This is a genomic window from Pricia antarctica, from assembly GCF_900101815.1.
Lineage (GTDB): Bacteria > Bacteroidota > Bacteroidia > Flavobacteriales > Flavobacteriaceae > Pricia > Pricia antarctica.
In genome coordinates this window covers 174,671-193,519 of record NZ_FNAO01000002.1, presented here as the reverse complement: position 1 = coordinate 193,519, position 18,849 = coordinate 174,671, and the positions used below count along the sequence as shown (strand labels likewise).

The window sequence follows — 18,849 nt, the reverse complement described above, 5'->3', positions numbered from 1 at the left end:
ATTATGGATTACTGTTACTGATTACCGAATCTGTCGCCACAAAAAAAGCTTGCATCTCTTTATCGATACCGTCGTTGATCAGAAGGTCCGGTCTTTCTTTTTTGAGGGATGCCACAGCGTTTTCGGATACTCCGGTCTTATAAAGATACAGACTTTTCAGGTTGGGCAATTTTTTGAAGGTGGATATACTTTTGTCCGTAATCTTGGTATCGAAGATCTTTAGTAGTTCCAATTTTTCGAGGGATGCCAATTTTTCGACCCCCGCATCGGTGACCGGGGTCTTGTCCAGTTCCAGGTTCTCCAGATTGGCAAAGGTGGCAATCACGTCGATCTCGGCCATACCTATGGGGAGCCTGCTCAGGTCGAGGGCCACGATATTGTTGGCGATGCGCTTAAGATCGGTAATCGTCTTGGGGCGGTATTCCGGCGGGGGAAAAATAACGACGTTCAACGCTTCCGTATTGCTGGCGACGCGAGAAACGGTCAAATAATCGGACCCCAGGTTCTGCAGCGTACTGTCGGCCACCTTGGGGATCTTGGCCCATCTTTCGGAAGCCTCGGGCACCATCAGTTCCTGTATCAGCCCTACCAAAGGTTCCGATCGCGGCAGCTGGTCCAGACGCACCGTATCGGAGGCGCCGAGGGCGATCCATTGTTCCAGGATGGCGATCTCGTTTTCCTGTAGGGGATCTTTACCTTCCGGGGGCATATGGTCCTCGTCGTCCATCGGCAGGTGCACCCTTTTGATCATCTCGCTTTCCCCCGGCTTTCCGGCTTCCAGGATAGGTCCGTTCTCACCGCCCTGGAGCAGCCTGTCAAAACTCGTCATTACCAGTTCGCCCTTTTGCTTGTTGGGATTGTGGCAGGACACGCACTTATCGTCCAGAATCCGGAAAACGACATCCTTATAGACCATGGGATTTTCAGGGATTTTATGCTCCGGTTCTTCCGTCGGGAACGCCAGAAATTCCTCGCCATGGGTGACCATCCCGCCGTAGTGGCCCGTGAAACCTATCAATCCTATCAAAACAATCTGTAATGCCCTAATGTACACCGTTTTTTCAAGACCTATCGCATCCAGCCCGTACCAAAGTGCGGCGATCAGGGCGGTTCCGCCGCCCAGCCATTGGTGCCAGAACAGTAGATCGCCCTTGATCGGGACGTCCATCCCCAGAAAAAATCCTAGAATGGCCGTTATCAGGGTGGACAGTACCGCAACGACGAGCAACGGTCGGGGTACCGCTTTGCCCGTCAGTCCCAAAAAAATGGCGATCAACAACAAAACGATGGGAAAATGGAGTACCAGCGGATGCCATCGTCCCAACCAGGATACCATATTCGGAAGTTCGATGTAGGACTCGAAGAGGAGGCAAAACATCAGGAAAACGGACAGGCCCAGAACGGTGTAGTCGGCCCAGCGGTTTTTAAGGGTATCGGTCATTTGGTTAGTACTGAGTATTGAGTAGTTCGTATTGAACAGGTTATGTGATATTCAGTATTCATGTCATTTGTCAGCTCAAAGTATGTAATCTAATAGGGAATAATTCCCCGATGCTGGAATCGTTTTTCCTTTTTTTGTCACGTCCCGAAATTTCGGGATTGGGAGGGATTTTTTTGACCCCGACCCTTCGCGGGATACCTCATATGCTTGCATCGAGGTAGTACATTTTCTATCAGTTAGTATCGTTCGCCACCTATTTTTCAACTATTCGATTGAGCCAAAATCGCCTTGTTTTACCCTAGCCATACCCTACTTTGTACTCCATACTATTTACTCACTTCTTCTTTCAAGCCAAAAGGTCTTTCACAACGTTCCCCGCCACATCGGTAAGACGGAAACGCCGCCCCTGATATTTATAGGTCAGCTGCTCGTGGTCAAGGCCCATGGCATACATCAGGGTGGCGTGGAAATCGTTGATATGTACAGGGTTCTCGACCACGTTATAGCCGAACTCATCGGTCTGGCCATAATTGAGACCGGGCTTGATGCCGCCGCCGGCCATCCAGATGCTGAAGGCGCGGGGGTGATGGTCGCGGCCATAGTTCTTGGGGTCGAAATTGCCCTGGCAGTAGTTCGTACGGCCGAACTCGCCGCCCCAGACGACCAGGGTATCGTCGAGCATACCGCGCTGTTTGAGGTCCATGACCAGGGCGGCGGAGGCCTGGTCGACGTCCTTGGCCTGCCCAGCCATTTCGTGGGGCAGGTTGCCGTGCTGGTCCCACCCCTGATGGTAGAGCTGTATGAACCGTACCCCGTTCTCGGCAAGCCTTCGCGCCTGTAGGGCATTGGCCGCGTAGGTGCCGGGCACCTGGCAGTCCTCGCCATAGAGCTTGATGATCGATTCCGGTTCCTTGGAAATGTCCATCACGTCGGGAACGGACATCTGCATACGGTAGGCCATCTCATATTGTGCGATACGCGATTCGATCTCGTCGTCGCCGGTCTCCACATGGTGCATCTTGTTGAGCGCCGAGACCTCGTCGAGCAGATGCCGTTTGTCGGAGCGGGAAAGGCCGTCGGGATCGTTGAGGTACAGCACCGGGTCCTTGCCCGAACGCAGCAGCACGCCCTGGTGCTTGGAGTCCAGGAACCCGCTGGACCATAGTTTGGAGTACAGGCCCTGGCTGTTGCCCTTGCCCCTTGAGGTCAGCACGACAAAAGAGGGCAGGTTCTTGTTCTCGCTGCCCAGCCCATAGCTCATCCAGGAACCCATACTGGGCCTGCCGCCCTGCTGGCTCCCGGTCTGGAAAAAGGTAATGGCGGGATCGTGATTGATGGCCTCGGTGTGCATGCTGCGAACGACGGTAATATCGTCTGCGATCTTGGCGATATGCGGAAAGTAATCGCTGATATAGGTACCGCTCTGACCGTATTGTTTAAAATCAACGGCCGGCGGCATCAGGGGGAACTTGTCCTGGCCGGCGGTCATACCCGTCAGCCGTTGCCCGTTGCGGATCGATTCCGGCAGGTCTTCGCCCATGCGCTTGCGAAGGGTCGGCTTGTAATCGAAGGTCTCGAACTGCGAGGGCGCGCCCGCCTGGAACAGGTAGATGATCCGTTTGGCCTTGGGCGCAAAATGGGGAATGCCCAAAGGCCGGGCGGCCGTTTCCACGGCACCCGCCCCCTTGAACAGATCGGGGATCAACAGTGAGCCAAGGGCCAACGAGCCGATCCCTACGCTCAATTGCGAGAAGAAATGGCGGCGGTTGACCTTTAGGGGGTTTTCGTCGGATGTTTTCTTGTTTTCTTCTTCCATAACAGTGCCATTTTTTACTGATAATATACCTACTTAATAACGATATCCCAATAGGTCGGCAACTACCCCGAATACAGCTATTTTTTGATTGCCTACCCTCTTTCATCCTTGGTATTCAAGGCAAGGAAAAGCAACAATTACGATCCAGATCAAATTTAAGACCCGTATCCTGCTTTCGTAAAGGTTATGCGCACAGGCGCGGCAGGCAGTTCTTCGCTATTTTCTGACATTACTCCTTGGTTATCGTCTCGTCCAAATTGTAAATGATCTGCGCCGTCAGCATGAGCGCGGCGGTCTTTGCCGGGTCGGTGCCGCGCTGTCCGTACTCCCCTACCGCGACCAGTTTTTCGGCATCGGCGCCGTCCTTTTTATAAAGGGCCACGGCATCGTGGTAGTAGGCGTCCAGGGCCAACAGTTCCTTTTCCCCGGGCGTACGGATCAAGATGCGGCGGAATACGTCCCTTACCAGATCGGGACTGTCGGGTTCCTTTTCCAGCATGCCCTGTGCCAGGACCCGGGCGGCCTCCAATACCTGTACGTCGTTCTGGAGCACCAGGGCCTGCAGGGGGGTGTTCGTCTTTTGGCGTCGCACCTCGGAGAAATCCCGTGTAGGCGCGTCGAAAATGGTCATGTTCGGGGGAGGCAGCGTACGTTTCCAGAAGGTATACAGCGATCGGCGGTAGAGGTCGTCGCCGCTGTCGGGCACATATCGGGTCAATATGCCACGGTCCGCACCCGCGTTGGTCTCCTCCCATAGTCCGGCGGGCTGGTAGGGCTTTACGCTGGGCCCGCCGACCTCCGTGTTGAGCAGGCCGCTGGTGGTCAGTATATAGTCCCGGATCATCTCGCCGCTCATCCTAAAACGGGGTGACCGTGCCAAAAGCTTATTTTCCGGATCGGCCCTTTCCAGCTCGGGCCGCATCTGGGACCGCTGCTGGTAGGTCGCCGAGAGCATAATCTTTTTGAGCAGGTACTTGATGTCCCAACCGTGCTCCATAAAGTCCACCGCCAGCCAATCGAGCAGTTCGGGATGGGTCGGAAGGCTGCCCTGCACCCCGAAATCCTCGGAGGTCTCCACGATGCCCCTGCCGAACAGCATCGCCCAGAGCCGGTTCACGTAGACCCTAGCGGTAAGGGGGTTTTCGGTATCGGTCAGCCATTGCGCGAGTCCCAATCGGTTTTTCGGCAGTTTGTCGGAAAAGGCGAAAATCGTGGGCGGGGTACCGGGGCGTACCGAATCGGTAGGCTGGTCGTATTCGCCCCTGTTCAGGATACGTGTGGTTCTCGGAGCGGAATCGTTCATCACCATCACGTTGATCTTTTCCCCCTTCTCAAGGTTCACGAACGACAGGACGCCCTCGGTTTCCTCTTCCGAAATGGTCATAAAGGGCGGATCGGCGAAGAATTTCTTATTTTTTGCCTGAACGGCATCCATCTGCAGTCCCTTCTCGTCGACCTGGTCGAAGAACGCGAACATCTCGAAATAGTTCCTTTGCGTGATGGCGTCGTATTTATGGTCGTGGCAGCGGGCACATTCCAGGGTAATGCCCAAAATGCCCTTCCCCAAGGTGTTGGTGCGGTCCAGTACGTAATTGGTACGGTATTCCTCCTGTATCACGCCGCCCTCCTGTGTGATCGGGTGGTTCCGGTTGAAACCGGTGGCCAAGATCTGCTCCCTGGTCGCACCGGGCAACAGGTCGCCCGCCAATTGCCAGGTCAGGAACCTGTCATAGGGCAGGTTCTCGTTGAAGGCATGGATCACCCAATCGCGCCAGGGCCACATGGTACGGTAACTGTCGTCCTGATAGCCGTGGGAATCGGCATAGCGCGCCACATCGAGCCAGGATTGGGTCATGCGTTCCCCGTAGGCGGGGGAGGCCAAAAACCCGTCGATGATCTTGGCCATGTTCGATTCCGAACCGTCGTCCATAAGGGCCTTCCCCTGTTCGGGCGTTGGCGGCAATCCGGTCAGGTCGAGGCTTATCCTGCGGATCAGGGTCGCGTCGGATGCCCTTTCCGAGGGATGTAGGTCGTTGTCCCCCAATTTTTTAAGGATAAAGCCGTCTATCTCGTTCTCGCCCCAATCCTTATGACTAGGATCGGAAGTTTCGAACTTGGGGACCTCGGCCTTTACCGGTGTGAGGAAGGCCCAGTGCTTTTCGAAATGCGCTCCCTGTTCGATCCACTTCTTGATCAGTCGCTTCTCGTAGGGGTTCAGCGCCAGTTTGGAATCGGGCGGCGGCATCAGCGCGTCGCCGTCCTCCGATATGATATGTTGGTAGAGCGTACTTTCACGGAGGTTCTTGGGTACGATGGGAAATTTACCGGGACTTTCGGGAAGCTCCGCGAAGGCCGACGTCTCCAGGTCGAGCCGCAGGCCGGCTTTGCGCTTGTTGGCGTCCGGCCCGTGGCAGGTATAGCAGTTATCGGAAAGTATGGGCTTGATATGGAAATTGTAGTTGACCGTCTCGGGCAGTTTCAGCTTTGCGTATTCGTCGTCCCCGGAATCGAAGACCCCTTTTTTGTAGGTATAGAGCAGACCGATCAGCAGGGACAGCACTACGATTATGCCAATTTTGTATTTCATCAATCCTTTTTATAGCAATTCACTGAATAGTGACTGCTAAAGTTAAGGATTTTTAGGTAAAGAACTCCAATACTATTTTTGCAATTCGTTAGCGATTTTTACCCGAATCTACACAAAACAAACGATTGCCTACTAAAAGGTTTTGTCTATGACTTCGTGAAAACCAAATCGAACTTGACGGTCACATCATCGCCGACAACGATAGAACCGAACATCGCTGTGGGTGGTTTTATATTGTAATCTTTCAAGGCTATTTTACTTTCTCCGGTAATCTGTAATTTCCCATCTTTCTGTGTGATCGAAGTCGGTACGCTGACCTCTTGTTCAACACCTGCGATAGTTAACTTCCCTTTCAGTTCCTGATTTTCGCCCATGGCCGCATTGACGTCCTTGACGGTAAATGTCACCTTCGGATGTTCTTCCTTTTTCAGGGCGTCGTGCATTTTATTGTCCATCGCAGCGGCCCTATCGCTCAAAATATCGGCAACCGCCACCGAAAAATCCACAGCGGTTATACTTTCTCCATTTTCGGCTACCGTTCCTTCCATAGTGTTCGCGGTGACCGTCCAGTCGTGCAACGAAGAACTGCCGTCAATGGTCAATGTACTGGCGTCGGAAAGCGTGTACGATTCTTGGGAAAAGCTTGATATGGTCAAGCCCATCAACAAAAGGGTCAAAAGTGTGTTTTTCATTTTAGGAATGTTTTACTTAAAAAAATGGTTCAGTCCGAATTTCTCAGACCCTACTCGTCTAAAACCGTGGACCAAAACTTAGCCTGTTCTTCCGGCGTGGGCTGTTCTTTCGGACTTACCAATCGAAACCCGACATAGTTCGAATCCGTGAACCACCAAAAACTCTTCGGAATTTGGGGATCTCGTTTTTGCTGTTTCAGACTGGACGCCGTTCTTGCCGTTGAGCGCAATTTATCGGCATCATCGTCCCACGACCCTCCCCGAATGACCCTAGGATGGATGACCGTCGGCGTCACCCATGGGTTTTCGTTTTCTGTGTTTGCGTAGGCATCTTCCTTATATTCGTCCAACGTCCATTCCGCTACATTGCCGTGCATATCATATAGACCCCACGGATTCGGTTTTTTCGTCCCCACTTTTTGATACGCGTTGTTCGAATTTTTATAGAATACGGCGTACGCATCGAGATCTTCGACATTGTCGCCGAAACTGTAAGCGGTCTGTGTACCGGCTTTGGCGGCGTATTCCCACTCCGCTTCGGTGGGCAATCGATAGAACTTTCCGGTCACCGTGCTCAACCATTTGCAGAAGACGAGTGCTGAATAGGCTGACATACTGACTGCCGGAAATCCGTCTTTGCCCATGCCGTAAGATGGATCTTCGTAGGGAGGGCTAGGCCGTGTTATCGCATCGATTTTCATAACCTTGTCATTATCCAACTTGACAAAGATTTCTTTGTTCTGTTTAAAAAAGAGTTCGAAAACATCCCAGGTCAGTTCGTATTTGCCCATATAAAAAGCATCAACGGAAACTTTCTTTTGCGGACCTTCATCCGGTTTGCGGTCGGTCTCCGATTCAGGACTCCCCATGGTAAAGCTTCCTTCGGGCAATAGCACCATGTCGAAACTCATTTCGGTCTCGGGAATTTTTTGGGAATATTCTTCGGATGGGATGGCCCCTGTATTCGTCGAAACCGTTTCTTCCGCCACCATTTTAGTATCGGTTTTTCCGTCGGAGGCTGTCTTTTTAGCTTTGCAAGAAATAAGCAAGCTTCCTAAAAAGCAGCTAAATAGGATAAGTTTCGTAATTCGAATATTCATATTGGGTGATTTTCGCTAAAAATAACACATAATTTCGATAGGTCAGGATTTCGTCGTTGAAAATAATGGGATTTTTTGGGTACTGAAATGACCGAATTCGCTTCAAAAAATCGCTCTACGACGCTACCAAAATGACTTATCCATCCTTATTGCTCAATATCCGTAGCCTGAAAACCGATAAGTTCGTTATGCTCAAATTCAGGAGTGACCTCGATCGGATTGCAACAGACCTCACAATCTTCAACATAGGTTTGTTTTCTGATAGAAGGATCCATCAGCATTGAAATTTCTTCCCAGCAATAGGGGCATTGAAAGAAGTGTTCGTACATTTTTCAAGTTTACAAAAATACCAACGCTTCCCTTTGCGAAGAATCGTAAATGGCGGTTATGACCGCTACAGCTTTGCGGGCTTCCGCGCCATCAACCATCGGAGGGCGGTCGTTCTGTATCGCTGCTATCATGTCTGCGATTACTTTCTTATGGTTTTGATGGCCGATGGCGGTGGGGTCGGCGGCGCCGCTTCCACCGTTTTCATCGGAAGCGAGTTTTGGGACTGGCGTATCTTTGACATTCCAGGCTATGATTCTCCCGCCTTCCATTAAGATACTTCCTTTTTCACCGTAAATTTCGATACGCTCCGGATAACCTGGGTATAAGGCCGTACCGGCGGTAATGGTTCCGATGGCGCCATTTTGGAAGTTCAATAGACCCGCACCGACATCTTCCCCCTCTATGTCATGCACCAGGGTCTTCACCTTACCGAATACCGATGCTACCGGGCCCATGAGATACAACAGCAAATCAATCGTATGGATGCCTTGATTGATAAACGCCGCGCCGCCGTCGAACGCTATGGTGCCCTTCCAATCACTATCGGCATAATAACTTTCAGACCTATACCAGTTGATATGAGCGTTACCCATGACCAGTTTGCCTAGCTTTCCAGAATTTACAGCTTCTACAACAAGCTCATAATCGGGGCTACATCGGTTTTGTAGCGTGCACCCCAACTTTACATTTTGGGAGGTACAGATCGATATGATTTCATCGATTTTCTCAGGCGTGGTTTCCAATGGCTTTTCACTCAATACATGTTTACCTGCCCGAGCGGCCGCTTTGATAGCCTCGCCGTGCCGACCGCTTTCGTTGCATACGCATACCAAATCGATATCGTTTTGTAGAAATTCATCCATAGTACTAAAGACGGGAACGCCGAACTCTTTTTTGGCCGATTCTTTTCTACCCTCAGATTTGGTGTATAGGGCTACCAATCGGGCGTTTTCCAATTCTTGGATACATTTTGCATAGGTATGCACTATGGATCCCGTTCCTACGATCCCGATATTGAACTGTTTCATTTTAATAAATACTTTGATGATACAATTGGAATTCAAACGATGGAGACCAAAACTATTCATAAGTTTAAGCGACTCTAGTTAAATCTATCTTAAATAAAATGACTTGGGAGAATCGCATAAAAAAAGGATGCCGTTTTGCATCCCTTTGAATCAACCAAATTATATATTAGGAAATCAATTATCGTCGTCCGGTACACCCTCTTCAAATTTTGTGTCCGCCATTCGCGATCTACTTAAACCGATATCCTTAAAGCCTTTGTTGCTATCGCCCTTGTCAAAGTCCAACACCAAAAATTGGTCTTCATTCACGTAACGCAGGTTGTTGAACGATTCGAATTTGTTGTTCTGTATCTGAAAAATCCGAAGATTGGATAATTGGGCGACCTCCAACGGCACCTCGCCACCGATTTGATTGTTGGCCAGTACCAATTCCTTTAGCTTGCCCAGATTACCTATTTCGGAAGGGATGACGCCTTCGATGGTGTTCTCGAAAAGACCCAGCACTTCAAGTTCGGTAAGGCTTCCCAACGATTTCGGTATACTACCTTTAAAAGCGTTACTGCTAAGATTGAGAATTTTCAGTTTGCTCATTTCCCCTATACTCTCCGGAATACTGCCGGTCAGAAAATTATTGAAAGCGCTCAGCTCTTCCAAATTGGTAAGATTACCGAGGCCTTCGGGAAGCACTCCCTTAATGCGGTTCATTTCTAACTTCAACACCTTCAAACGGCTTAGTTCTACAATCGTTACCGGAAGTTCACCGGTAAGGGAATTGAACGCAAGGTTTAAGGATATCAGATTCTTGAGATTAGAAATACTCTTGGGAATAGTACCTTCAAGATTGTTTCTGAACAGATTGATCTCTACTACATGACCGTTAACCACCTTTACGCCGTGCCAAGTGGACACGTCGGTAGTCATATTCCAAGGTGTTGTCCAATGCGTACCATGGGTCGCGTGGTGCAACTCGACCAAGGCTGTCATTTCTTTGTTGGGAATACCCGCACTTAGGGATTGTAAGCTAAAAACGAGTAAGGTGAGGTAACAAAGTAGGTTTTTCATAAGGTTCAATTATTGTAGATATTTCGATTTGGGTCGAACACACAAGAATTATCCTACAAATAAACCATAACAATGGATGAAAACCAAAATTTATCGACCAAGTGTACTACTTTGTTGTGAAAGCCCGATTAAGTGCTGTAAAGTAGGATGAACAGGAAGTCAAGCTTCGATTTTTTCTAGCTTTTCCGTGAGCTCTTCCCACCTTTGCATAAGGTTTTCCAAGTCCTTTTTCTTTTTTTGGTAGGTGTCGAAAAAGTCGGGTTTTGCAATGGTGGTATCATAGTCCATTAACAGATCGTGATCGATTTCGGCGATCGTCTTTTCTAGCTGTGAAACCTTGCTCTCGACCCCACTTAGCTTGTTCTTGAGCGATTTTACTTTCTTTTGGGCCTCATAGTCGTTCTGACTATCCTTTTTTACGGTTTTACTGCGTACTTCTTCCTGTTTCTTTTCAATGGCCCTGAAATCAGCTGCTTTCCGCTGGTCGAGATAGTAATTGATATCCCCGAGATATTCTTTTATCCTCTTATCCCTGAATTCGTAGACCTTATCGGTAAGGCCTTGAAGAAAATCCCTATCATGGGAAACCACGATCAGTGTACCGTCAAAATTCCGCAAGGCCTGTTTGAGCACGTTTTTGGACTGAATATCCAAATGGTTCGTGGGTTCGTCCATGACCAGCACGTTGAACGGTTGTAGCAACATCTTGGCCAAGGCCAACCGGTTACGCTCCCCGCCCGACAGCACCTTCACATATTTATCGACATCGTCGCCACTAAAGAGAAAGCTACCCAAAATATCCCTGACCCGGCTGCGGTTCTTTTCGTTGGCGGCATCGGTCATCGTATCGAGAATCGTCTTATTGCCGTCGAGATATTCCGCCTGGTTCTGGGCGAAATACCCGATTTGTACGTTGTGGCCCAGTTTCATTTTTCCGGTATGATCCAGTTCGTTGACCATGATTTTGGCCAAAGTGGATTTCCCCTGTCCGTTTTGCCCCACGAATGCGGTTTTGCTGTCGCGTTCCAAGAGCAGGTTGATGTTCTTCAAGACCTCTTTCTCTCCATAACTTTTGGAAAGCTGTTCCATTTCGGCGACCACTTTACCGGGCGTAATCGAAACCGGAAATCGCAGGTTCATCACCGCATTATCGTCTTGATCGACCTCGATACGCTCCATTTTGTCCAGTTTCTTGATCAGAGATTGCGCCATAGAGGCTTTGGTCGATTTCGCCCTGAACTTTTCGATCAGCCGCTCGGCCTGTTGAATCTCCTTTTCCTGGTTCTTTTGGGCGTTCAACTGTTGTTCCTTGATCTCTCCCCGCAATTTTAGGAATTTCGAATAGGGTTTGTTGTAGTCATAAATCCGTCCCAGGGATATTTCTATGGTGCGGTTCGTCACATTGTCCAAAAACATTTTATCGTGCGATACGATGACCACGGCCCCTGAATAATTGTTCAAGAACTGTTCGAGCCATAATATGGATTCGATATCCAAGTGGTTGGTAGGTTCATCCAACAGCAGCACATCGTTGCTCTGTAATAACAGTTTGGCCAGTTCGATACGCATACGCCATCCCCCCGAAAAGGTATCGGTCTTTTTGTCGAAATCTTCCCGTTTGAAACCTAATCCCAAAAGTATCTTTTCGGTCTCGCCCTGATAGTTGTAGCCGCCGATAATCTCATAGTGGTGGGTGATATCGCCCAAGTCGACCATCAATTGGTTGTAGCCCTCGCTTTCATAATCGGTACGTTCGGCAAGTTGGTGGTTGATATGCTCCAGTTGTGCTTCCAAAGCCTTGATTTCCTCAAAGGCCTGATACGACTCTTCCAAGACGGTACGCCCCTGTTCGAAATCGATATCCTGCCGTAGAAAGCCGATCTTGATACCTTTTTCCATGGCAATGGTACCGGTATCCAAGGGCATATCTTTAGTCAATAATTTCAACAAGGTCGATTTTCCGGCCCCGTTCTTACCGATAAGACCAACGCGGTCGCCCCCGTTCAAACGAAAGGAAATTTCCTCAAAAAGATATTCGCCCCCAAAGGAGACGGAAAGATTATGGACGTTCAGCATGATTTAATATTCAAGAGCAAGTTCAAAAAGTTTATGATTAATCCGTCATGGAGTTTATAGGGTTTTAAAAAGTATTCCCATTTAGACAAACTCATGATAACAAGGCTGCAAAAGTAAGTTTTTAGATTTGAACTTGCGATTGAACTCGAACTTGAACTTTTCCTTTTTACAAATCTAACAAGGTCCGAATCTGGACAAAGAGTTACCTTTGCAACAAACAATCGGAATGTTAAAAAAAGGAAGCAAACTATACAGCATTTTAACGGGTAGTTGTCCCCGATGCCATAACGAAAGCATGTATTTAAACAATAACCCCTACCGTTTGGGCTACTTGTTCAAAATGCATGAACGCTGTTCGCATTGTGGCTTGAAGTACAAGATGGAGCCTTCCTTCTTTTATGGGGCAATGTACGTAAGCTATGGACTTGGTGTCGCACTCGCCATAGCCGCGTTTGTTATCGCCTTTTTGTTCGCAGGTACCGAACTTATCAATTCCTTTATTGCCATCATCGTTACCTTAGTAGTGCTTATGCCGGTTATCATCCGCCTGTCGCGTAATATTTGGATTAATTTTTTTGTAAAGTATGATGCTGGGGCGGGAGAAGTCACTTCTGGAAATACTTCTCGGTAAATCGGGCAACGTTCAACTCCCCATCCTGAACATAATTTGCTGAACTATTTTTATAAAGCTGTTCCGAGGCATAGGGTGCGGTCATCACTCCCCGAGACCCAAATCCGTTCAAAACATAAAGATTTCGATGCTCAGGATGCTGCCCGACTAAAGGCTTTCTATCATTCACCGTAGGTCGAATGCCCGCTACATGATCGATCAGCTCGTACTTACATCGAATAAAATTATCCCATTTTTTAAGTAGTTCGCTTTTTGCAGAATCCGTAGGTGCATTGGTCGTATCTTCTCGAGCGTAATTTGCGCCAATTCTATACACGTCATCACCTTCGGGAAGGCAAAAAATTGAAGATTTAATGGCCTTATCCTCTTTAAGGTCCGGAGCCTTGATAAATAAATATTCCCCCTTACTGCCTTGCATCGGTAAATAGTTGAAAAAAGGATTTTGCTTCATTCCGAAGCCTTCGGCGAATACGATCTTTCGGGCCTTGATGGATTTGTATTGAACATATTCTTCCTTGATTTGCAGTTCGGAATGCTTAAAAGTTTCCTTCGTAAAACGATCCTTTAGACTAAGGTATGCCGTATAGGATGAAACCAAGGTGCGAGTATCGATTCGGCCCGTACCCAAAACTTCTCCGTACCCGAAAGGGGCAGCGATGTTCGGATTTTTATTTAAATGGATTTTTGGGGATAAAAATTCGGACAAGCCCTTTTTATCGGAAGCCTCGAACCAGAGGTTTTGTTCTTCGATGGAAGCGAAACGCCGATAAACGGGAAGCGGGTAGTTCAATTGGACACCCAGTTTTTTTTCGAGAGCGGTGTAAAATGGGATGGCCGTATCTAACTGCTCTTTAGCCTTCCAAGCCAAATTAAAGCGTTTTAGGATGACGGGGTTATAAAGACCGCCCGCCACCAGGGAGGATGTTTGCGAAGTGTCGCTGATAACGGTATAGGATTTAGCGTGTTTTTCAAGTTGTTCGCAGAAAGCGATACCGGCGAGGCCCAGGCCTATTACTAGATAGTCTTGCATAAGCGCAAAGGTATAAAACCGGCAGTCATTGCGAGCCAAAAGCACGCAGTGCAATTTGGCGCGGCAGAGGGTTGAACCTTCTAGTATGTTCATCTGATTGCCACGCTCCGAACGCCTTCGGCGAGCGGAGCTCGCAATGACTAACACAAAACGCCCCTACATGGCTGTAGGGGCGTTTCAATACTTATTGAATTGGAATATTCACTATTGCGTTTAATACGCCCACATATCTTGTTCCCTATCGCGAATGACCTCTTCTATTCTTTGGGCCTCCAACAATTGGAACAGGGCATTATCGGTTACATAATCATCGACCTCTCGGTCTCCGTACACGTTATCTTCACGATAGATGACACCGTTGAACCTTCTTGAGTTCAGCAACATATCAAAAGATATGGGCTGCGCGGAGTTGCGCTGGTTAAACACCTTGGCATCGTGCAAAATTTGACGGGCGTCGGGGTACCAGACCCAGAACAGTTCGACCAAGGCATCCGCCGGGTCCATGGAGTCATCGTCGATAAAGTTAACGTCGGGAGCGACAGGTGCTATACCCAACAACCGATACTTCAATTCGCCTTGACGCTTATCGAAATACCACATTCCTTTGATGTGATACTCCTCGATATCTGCGGCGGAAAGATTACGCGTAATCACATACTCAGGAGAAAGCTCCTCGCCTGCATTAATCTGCTCATATCCGTAGTCAGTTGTATCCTTCATCGACAGGGTGGCGCTAAGCTCGCTGAATTTACGTTTGTCTTTAAAATAAGAATCCGCATATACATCCTTCAACTTTCCGTTTTGGATGTTCTTCAGCAGCACATCGTACAATGATCGTCTATCGGCACCGATATCAATGGTATCGGTAGGATAATACAAAGGAAAATTGACACGTTCGTCCAAATCGATTGTTTCCCAAACGGTCTTTGACCAAAGGATGTCGCGCTCATCGATATAGCCATACTCAAGCGGAACGTCATGATCCATCGCCTTTTGGGCCTCTGTCTTCTTACCGATATCCTCGGGCGTTTTGGCGTTCAAGATGTTCGCCTGAGCCATCAAGGAAGCGGGCAACAAGGTCACGGCTCCGATTAATAAAACATTTTTCCAATTCATGTTTGTCAATTTTAAAGTACCGGGCGACGTATAAGTCCACCCGGTTTTTTACCTGTTATTAGTTTGTTAACTCCACAATTACGGGAGACACTTTCTTCAATTTATACGTTTTGTTATTGGTAATGTAAGCTTCTACATCGAATATCTGGACGACGTCGCCTCTTTTAGCTCTCTTCAAGGCCGTTTTCGCCATCTCGTTCAACTTGTCACCGTTGACACTGACCGTGGGTTGGCCGGGCACTTTGAATTTGAAGCCGCTAACCGCTAGGTTTAGGTCGAAATCAAAATCCTCTAACATCGCGCCGATAGTAGCAATTTCCAAATTGCTTTTAGGCAGTTTAACGGTACCGTCTTGTTTGCTGACCGTACCTGCGGGCCGTGGAATATCCTTAATTCGGAATTCAGCTGGCGTAGAGATGCGTTGGCCATCAGGTAATGTACCCGAAGCGGTGATCTTTACAGTTCTACCCCCTTGTGGGTTCATGATGTACTTACTGGCACTTACTTTCTTCAGACCAGGGGCAGATGCGCTTACCTTATTGTCAGGAATTCCAGGGATGGAAATCGACATGGGGTTGGCAACACCACGATAAACAACGTTCATCTTATCGGCTGCGATCAAAGCGGAATTCGGCTTGCTGATTACGGCAAAGCTATTACTAACGGGAACTTCGATCTCATTACCATCTTGCTGAAAGTAGAGCGTACCTTTCACTTCATGATCACCAGGCGAACCTGCACCGATCAGCATTTTGACGCCACCGGCCTCCAAACGATAATCCGACCCTTCGGAAAGCTTACGACCATCTAAGGTCAAATCGGCTTTCACCGGTGTGGAAGAGTTATCCGTTTTGCTGATGATGATCTTACCATCATACTTTTCGCCACTGTAGTAAGCAGACTTGCTACCCAATAACGAAGTCGCAAAATTCTTCAACGATACCTGGCTGCTCAATTCACCTTCCAACATCGCTTTCAAAGCGGATTCTTCGGTCGCTTTGACATCGGCCTGCAAAGCGGTCAACTTGGCCAATGACGCTACCTGTGGGAAGCCTTCATAGTTGTAGTTGATCCAGTCTTGCTTGCTACCGTCGCGCTTTACGACTTTTCCGTTTTCGTCACCGGTCTTGAATCGCGTCTTTACAGATTCTTTAATTCCTTCGGGAACGATAGCGGATACGTTGTTACGATAGTCGGTGATACGCTTCATAAATTCCTTTCCACCTTCGGCAAGGTTATCGCCTTGGAAGAATTTCTCGTCCAAATGATCGGACTTGTCCATGACCGCATAATCCTTTGGGTCTTCGGTACCTTCCATCAGTTCTGCTTTCAGACCTGCTAAATAGGTGTAATATTCGGCGGACATTTCCTTTATCCGTTGGGCATTCTTATAAAGATCAGCATACTTTGCGGGATCTTCGGTTGCCTTGGTGTCGAGATTGGCCAAGTAATTATCATTACTGTCGACCATCTTTTCGTTCGAAGCTTCTAGCTTTTCGTTCATAATACCGAACGCGGCCAAAACTTCCTTACTCATGTTGAGTGCCAGCATCGCGATGAAGATCAAGTACATAAGGTTGATCATCTTCTGACGTGGTGTTTCTTTTCCTCCTGCCATGTTTTCTAATTAGATTTTGTTAATACTTTGATTTGGGGTTAACTAATCTCTAATTAGTTTCTATTCATTGCGGTCAACATACCACCGTATACTCCGTTCAAAGAAGATAGGTTGGTGGCTAAAGATTCCATTTGATCTTTAAGCGCGCTGGCATTTTGCAATTGTTCCTCATTAATGGAAGCTTGCCTGCTAGCACTCTCCAGCTGTACCTTATAAAGACTGTTCAATGATTCCATTTGACTGGCGGCCTGAACCATTTCATCGGAATATTTCTTCGTAGACTGCATAGCATCTACTGTCGGGGCGATACCTTTGGCGGCACCTTCGAAGTTGCGGATGCTTGAACCCAAACTTTCCATCAAGTTGGCATCGACACCGGCCTCTTTCAAAAGGTTGTCCAATTTGGCGGACAAAGAAGCTTCGGCTTCCTTCATTTCTGCAGCTTCGTTGGTTTTCCCTAAGGAATTGCCACCGGCCAATTCAGGATAGACCAATGCCCAATCCAATTCATCGTCGACAGGTTCAAATGCACTGATAGCAAAAATAAGTGCCTCCGTAATAAGACCTACTGCGAGTAAAAGACCCCCTGTAAGCGGACCGATTTCCCAGTGAAGGATTTTGAACAATGCACCAATGATTACTACCGATGCACCAAGGCCGTAGGCCATGTTGAATAACTTCTTTGTTGATTTTGACTGTGCCATAATTTAAGATTTAATTTGAAATTTAATGTTAATACTAAAGATTTGGTTTGCGTTTGACTTTAATCAACTTTCGTTGATGGGTATTTGTATTTGTGTATTTGAACTTTTAAAAATCTTCTTCTAAAATAATATTCTCGATCTATTTTGAAAATACCGTTAAAAATATTTTCAGCTACTGGTTTTCAGGTATTGTAGGTAATAACTAAAAAATAGTAGTGTATCCTTTTTTTTAACGGACGCGCTTTTTATTGTGTTGAATCTTCCTCCCCCATGTAATCCTGTACGGTACGGAAACCGATATAACTACGTGCGGAATCCGCATACTCGTAATCACGGGTACTAACTTGCAAGAAGTAGGCAACATCTTTCCAAGACCCGCCACGGATTACCTTTCGTTCGTTCGAGCCATCGCCGCCATTCGGGTTCATGGTAGACACGAAATCGTAGGATGCAGGATCGTAGCTGGAGTTCGTCCACTCCGAAACGTTACCGGCCATGTTGTACAGGTTGAAATCGTTCGGTTCGTAAGACTTCGCCTCTACGGTATAAAGCGCTGAATCGGCCGCATAATCACCACGCTGTGGTTTGAAGTTGGCCATAAAACATCCCGTATCGCTTATCACGTAAGGACCTCCCCATGGATAGGTACCGCTTTCGATACCGCCTCTGGCCGCATATTCCCATTCCGCTTCGGTAGGCAACCTGAACTGGTTGACAAACTGCTTGCCACGGCTTTTCTGATCATCGTTCTTGAACTTGGTCCTCCAGTTGCAGAAAGCCCTGGCCTGTGCCCAAGAAACACCAACAACAGGATATTCACTGTAAGCATCGTGCCAAAAGTAATCGTTGTGCATCGGCTCGTTGTACGAATATTCGAAGTCGCGGATCCAAACCGTCGTATCGGGATAGATATTCAATTCTTCCTGGCGGATAAAATCTTTTCTGCTTCCCGTTTTGGCCCGTGCGGCAGCATCGATATCCATCCAACTGTATTTGTACTTCAATTTGGTGACGTCGATCGAACGTTGGCCGTTGTAGGATTCATCCTCGGAAATATACATAGAGTCCATAATCTCGGTGTAGTACTCATCTGGATATTCGGAGATGTCCCAAATGAGGTCTTGATCCTTATTCAAAGCCCTTCCTTCATAGAAATTATCACTCATACCGGCGTAATTATCCAGCATATATTTATCATAGGCGGATAATTTAGTGGTATCGGCATCCTTAAATGCGTAGTCACCGATTCCACCTTCTTCCGGGCCTATTTGTAATTCGTCAGCTAAAACAGCCAATTTTGTTCTCGTGATGGAATCCTTTACCCACTCTACAAACTGGCGGTATTCACTGTTCGTAATTTCGGTATCATCCATATAGAACGATCGTACCGTAACGGTCTTAGTAGGTGCGTTCAAGAGCTTAGCCTGATCCTCTTCGGATTTACCCATGATAAACGCCCCCCTAGGAATGAGTTCCATACCGTAGGGCTTTTCGGGATACCATTTTCTACCTTCGGCCCCTACTAGCTCTCCTTTTGTCTTTGACCCGCAACTGCTGAGTAAAAAAACAAACGCTATAGATGATAACAATAGCTTTTTCATACTTTAGGTTAAATTTC

General features: G+C 47.8%; 15 protein-coding genes. 1 reads left to right on the top strand and 14 read right to left on the bottom strand.

Annotated elements, in window-relative coordinates:
• Position 1: 1 nt before the first annotated feature.
• The 9 genes from BLT07_RS03670 to BLT07_RS03630 all read right to left on the bottom strand — a co-directional run bounded on the left by BLT07_RS03670 (position 2) and on the right by BLT07_RS03630 (position 12,132).
• Entirely contained in the window at positions 2 to 1,441 is a 1,440-nt protein-coding gene (locus BLT07_RS03670) for a c-type cytochrome domain-containing protein (protein ID WP_091865917.1), read from the bottom strand.
• 346 nt (positions 1,442 to 1,787) lie between these two features.
• Entirely contained in the window at positions 1,788 to 3,257 is a 1,470-nt protein-coding gene (locus tag BLT07_RS03665) for a DUF1501 domain-containing protein (protein ID WP_091865915.1), read from the bottom strand.
• Positions 3,258 to 3,486: 229 nt separating this feature from the next.
• Positions 3,487 to 5,844 (bottom strand): PSD1 and planctomycete cytochrome C domain-containing protein, encoded by a 2,358-nt coding sequence (locus tag BLT07_RS03660; protein WP_091865913.1) that lies wholly within the window; start codon positions 5,842 to 5,844, stop codon positions 3,487 to 3,489.
• 146 nt (positions 5,845 to 5,990) lie between these two features.
• A complete protein-coding gene (locus BLT07_RS03655; RefSeq protein ID WP_091865911.1) occupies positions 5,991 to 6,536 on the bottom strand; it encodes a YceI family protein in 546 nt (181 codons plus the stop codon).
• Positions 6,537 to 6,586: 50 nt separating this feature from the next.
• The gene (locus BLT07_RS03650) at positions 6,587 to 7,636 is read right to left on the bottom strand and encodes a formylglycine-generating enzyme family protein (RefSeq protein ID WP_245726438.1); all 1,050 of its coding nucleotides are present in this window, start codon (positions 7,634 to 7,636) and stop codon (positions 6,587 to 6,589) included.
• 146 nt (positions 7,637 to 7,782) lie between these two features.
• On the bottom strand, positions 7,783 to 7,965 hold the full coding sequence (locus tag BLT07_RS03645; RefSeq protein ID WP_091865910.1) for a CPXCG motif-containing cysteine-rich protein: 183 nt from the start codon (positions 7,963 to 7,965) through the stop codon (positions 7,783 to 7,785).
• Between the two features lie 9 nt (positions 7,966 to 7,974).
• Positions 7,975 to 8,994 (bottom strand): Gfo/Idh/MocA family protein, encoded by a 1,020-nt coding sequence (locus tag BLT07_RS03640; RefSeq protein WP_091866468.1) that lies wholly within the window; start codon positions 8,992 to 8,994, stop codon positions 7,975 to 7,977.
• 174 nt (positions 8,995 to 9,168) lie between these two features.
• Positions 9,169 to 10,056, bottom strand: a complete 888-nt coding sequence (locus BLT07_RS03635) for a leucine-rich repeat domain-containing protein (protein WP_091865908.1) — start codon at positions 10,054 to 10,056, stop codon at positions 9,169 to 9,171.
• A gap of 159 nt (positions 10,057 to 10,215) precedes the next feature.
• Positions 10,216 to 12,132 (bottom strand): ABC-F family ATP-binding cassette domain-containing protein, encoded by a 1,917-nt coding sequence (locus BLT07_RS03630; protein ID WP_091865906.1) that lies wholly within the window; start codon positions 12,130 to 12,132, stop codon positions 10,216 to 10,218.
• 226 nt (positions 12,133 to 12,358) lie between these two features.
• Here BLT07_RS03630 and BLT07_RS03625 point away from each other — a divergent pair, with 226 nt between their 5' ends.
• Positions 12,359 to 12,763: a DUF983 domain-containing protein gene (locus BLT07_RS03625; protein WP_091865904.1), complete on the top strand. Its 405-nt coding sequence runs from the start codon at positions 12,359 to 12,361 to the stop codon at positions 12,761 to 12,763.
• Here the strand turns inward: BLT07_RS03625 and BLT07_RS03620 are convergent.
• The 5 genes from BLT07_RS03620 to porK form a co-directional block, all read right to left on the bottom strand.
• Complete coding sequence (locus BLT07_RS03620; protein WP_091866466.1) at positions 12,738 to 13,793, bottom strand: NAD(P)/FAD-dependent oxidoreductase; 1,056 nt, start codon at positions 13,791 to 13,793, stop codon at positions 12,738 to 12,740. The two genes, BLT07_RS03625 and BLT07_RS03620, sit on opposite strands and share 26 nt — an antisense overlap.
• A 213-nt stretch (positions 13,794 to 14,006) precedes the next feature.
• A complete protein-coding gene (gene porN / locus BLT07_RS03615) occupies positions 14,007 to 14,909 on the bottom strand; it encodes a type IX secretion system ring subunit PorN/GldN (RefSeq protein ID WP_091865902.1) in 903 nt (300 codons plus the stop codon).
• Between the two features lie 58 nt (positions 14,910 to 14,967).
• On the bottom strand, positions 14,968 to 16,527 hold the full coding sequence (gene porM / locus BLT07_RS03610) for a type IX secretion system motor protein PorM/GldM (protein WP_091865900.1): 1,560 nt from the start codon (positions 16,525 to 16,527) through the stop codon (positions 14,968 to 14,970).
• 53 nt (positions 16,528 to 16,580) lie between these two features.
• Positions 16,581 to 17,231 carry a type IX secretion system motor protein PorL/GldL gene (gene porL / locus BLT07_RS03605; protein WP_091865898.1) on the bottom strand — a complete coding sequence of 217 codons (651 nt, stop codon included), beginning with the start codon at positions 17,229 to 17,231 and terminating at the stop codon, positions 16,581 to 16,583.
• A 245-nt stretch (positions 17,232 to 17,476) separates the two neighbouring features.
• Entirely contained in the window at positions 17,477 to 18,832 is a 1,356-nt protein-coding gene (porK, locus tag BLT07_RS03600; RefSeq protein ID WP_091865896.1) for a T9SS ring complex lipoprotein PorK/GldK, read from the bottom strand.
• Positions 18,833 to 18,849: the final 17 nt, after the last annotated feature.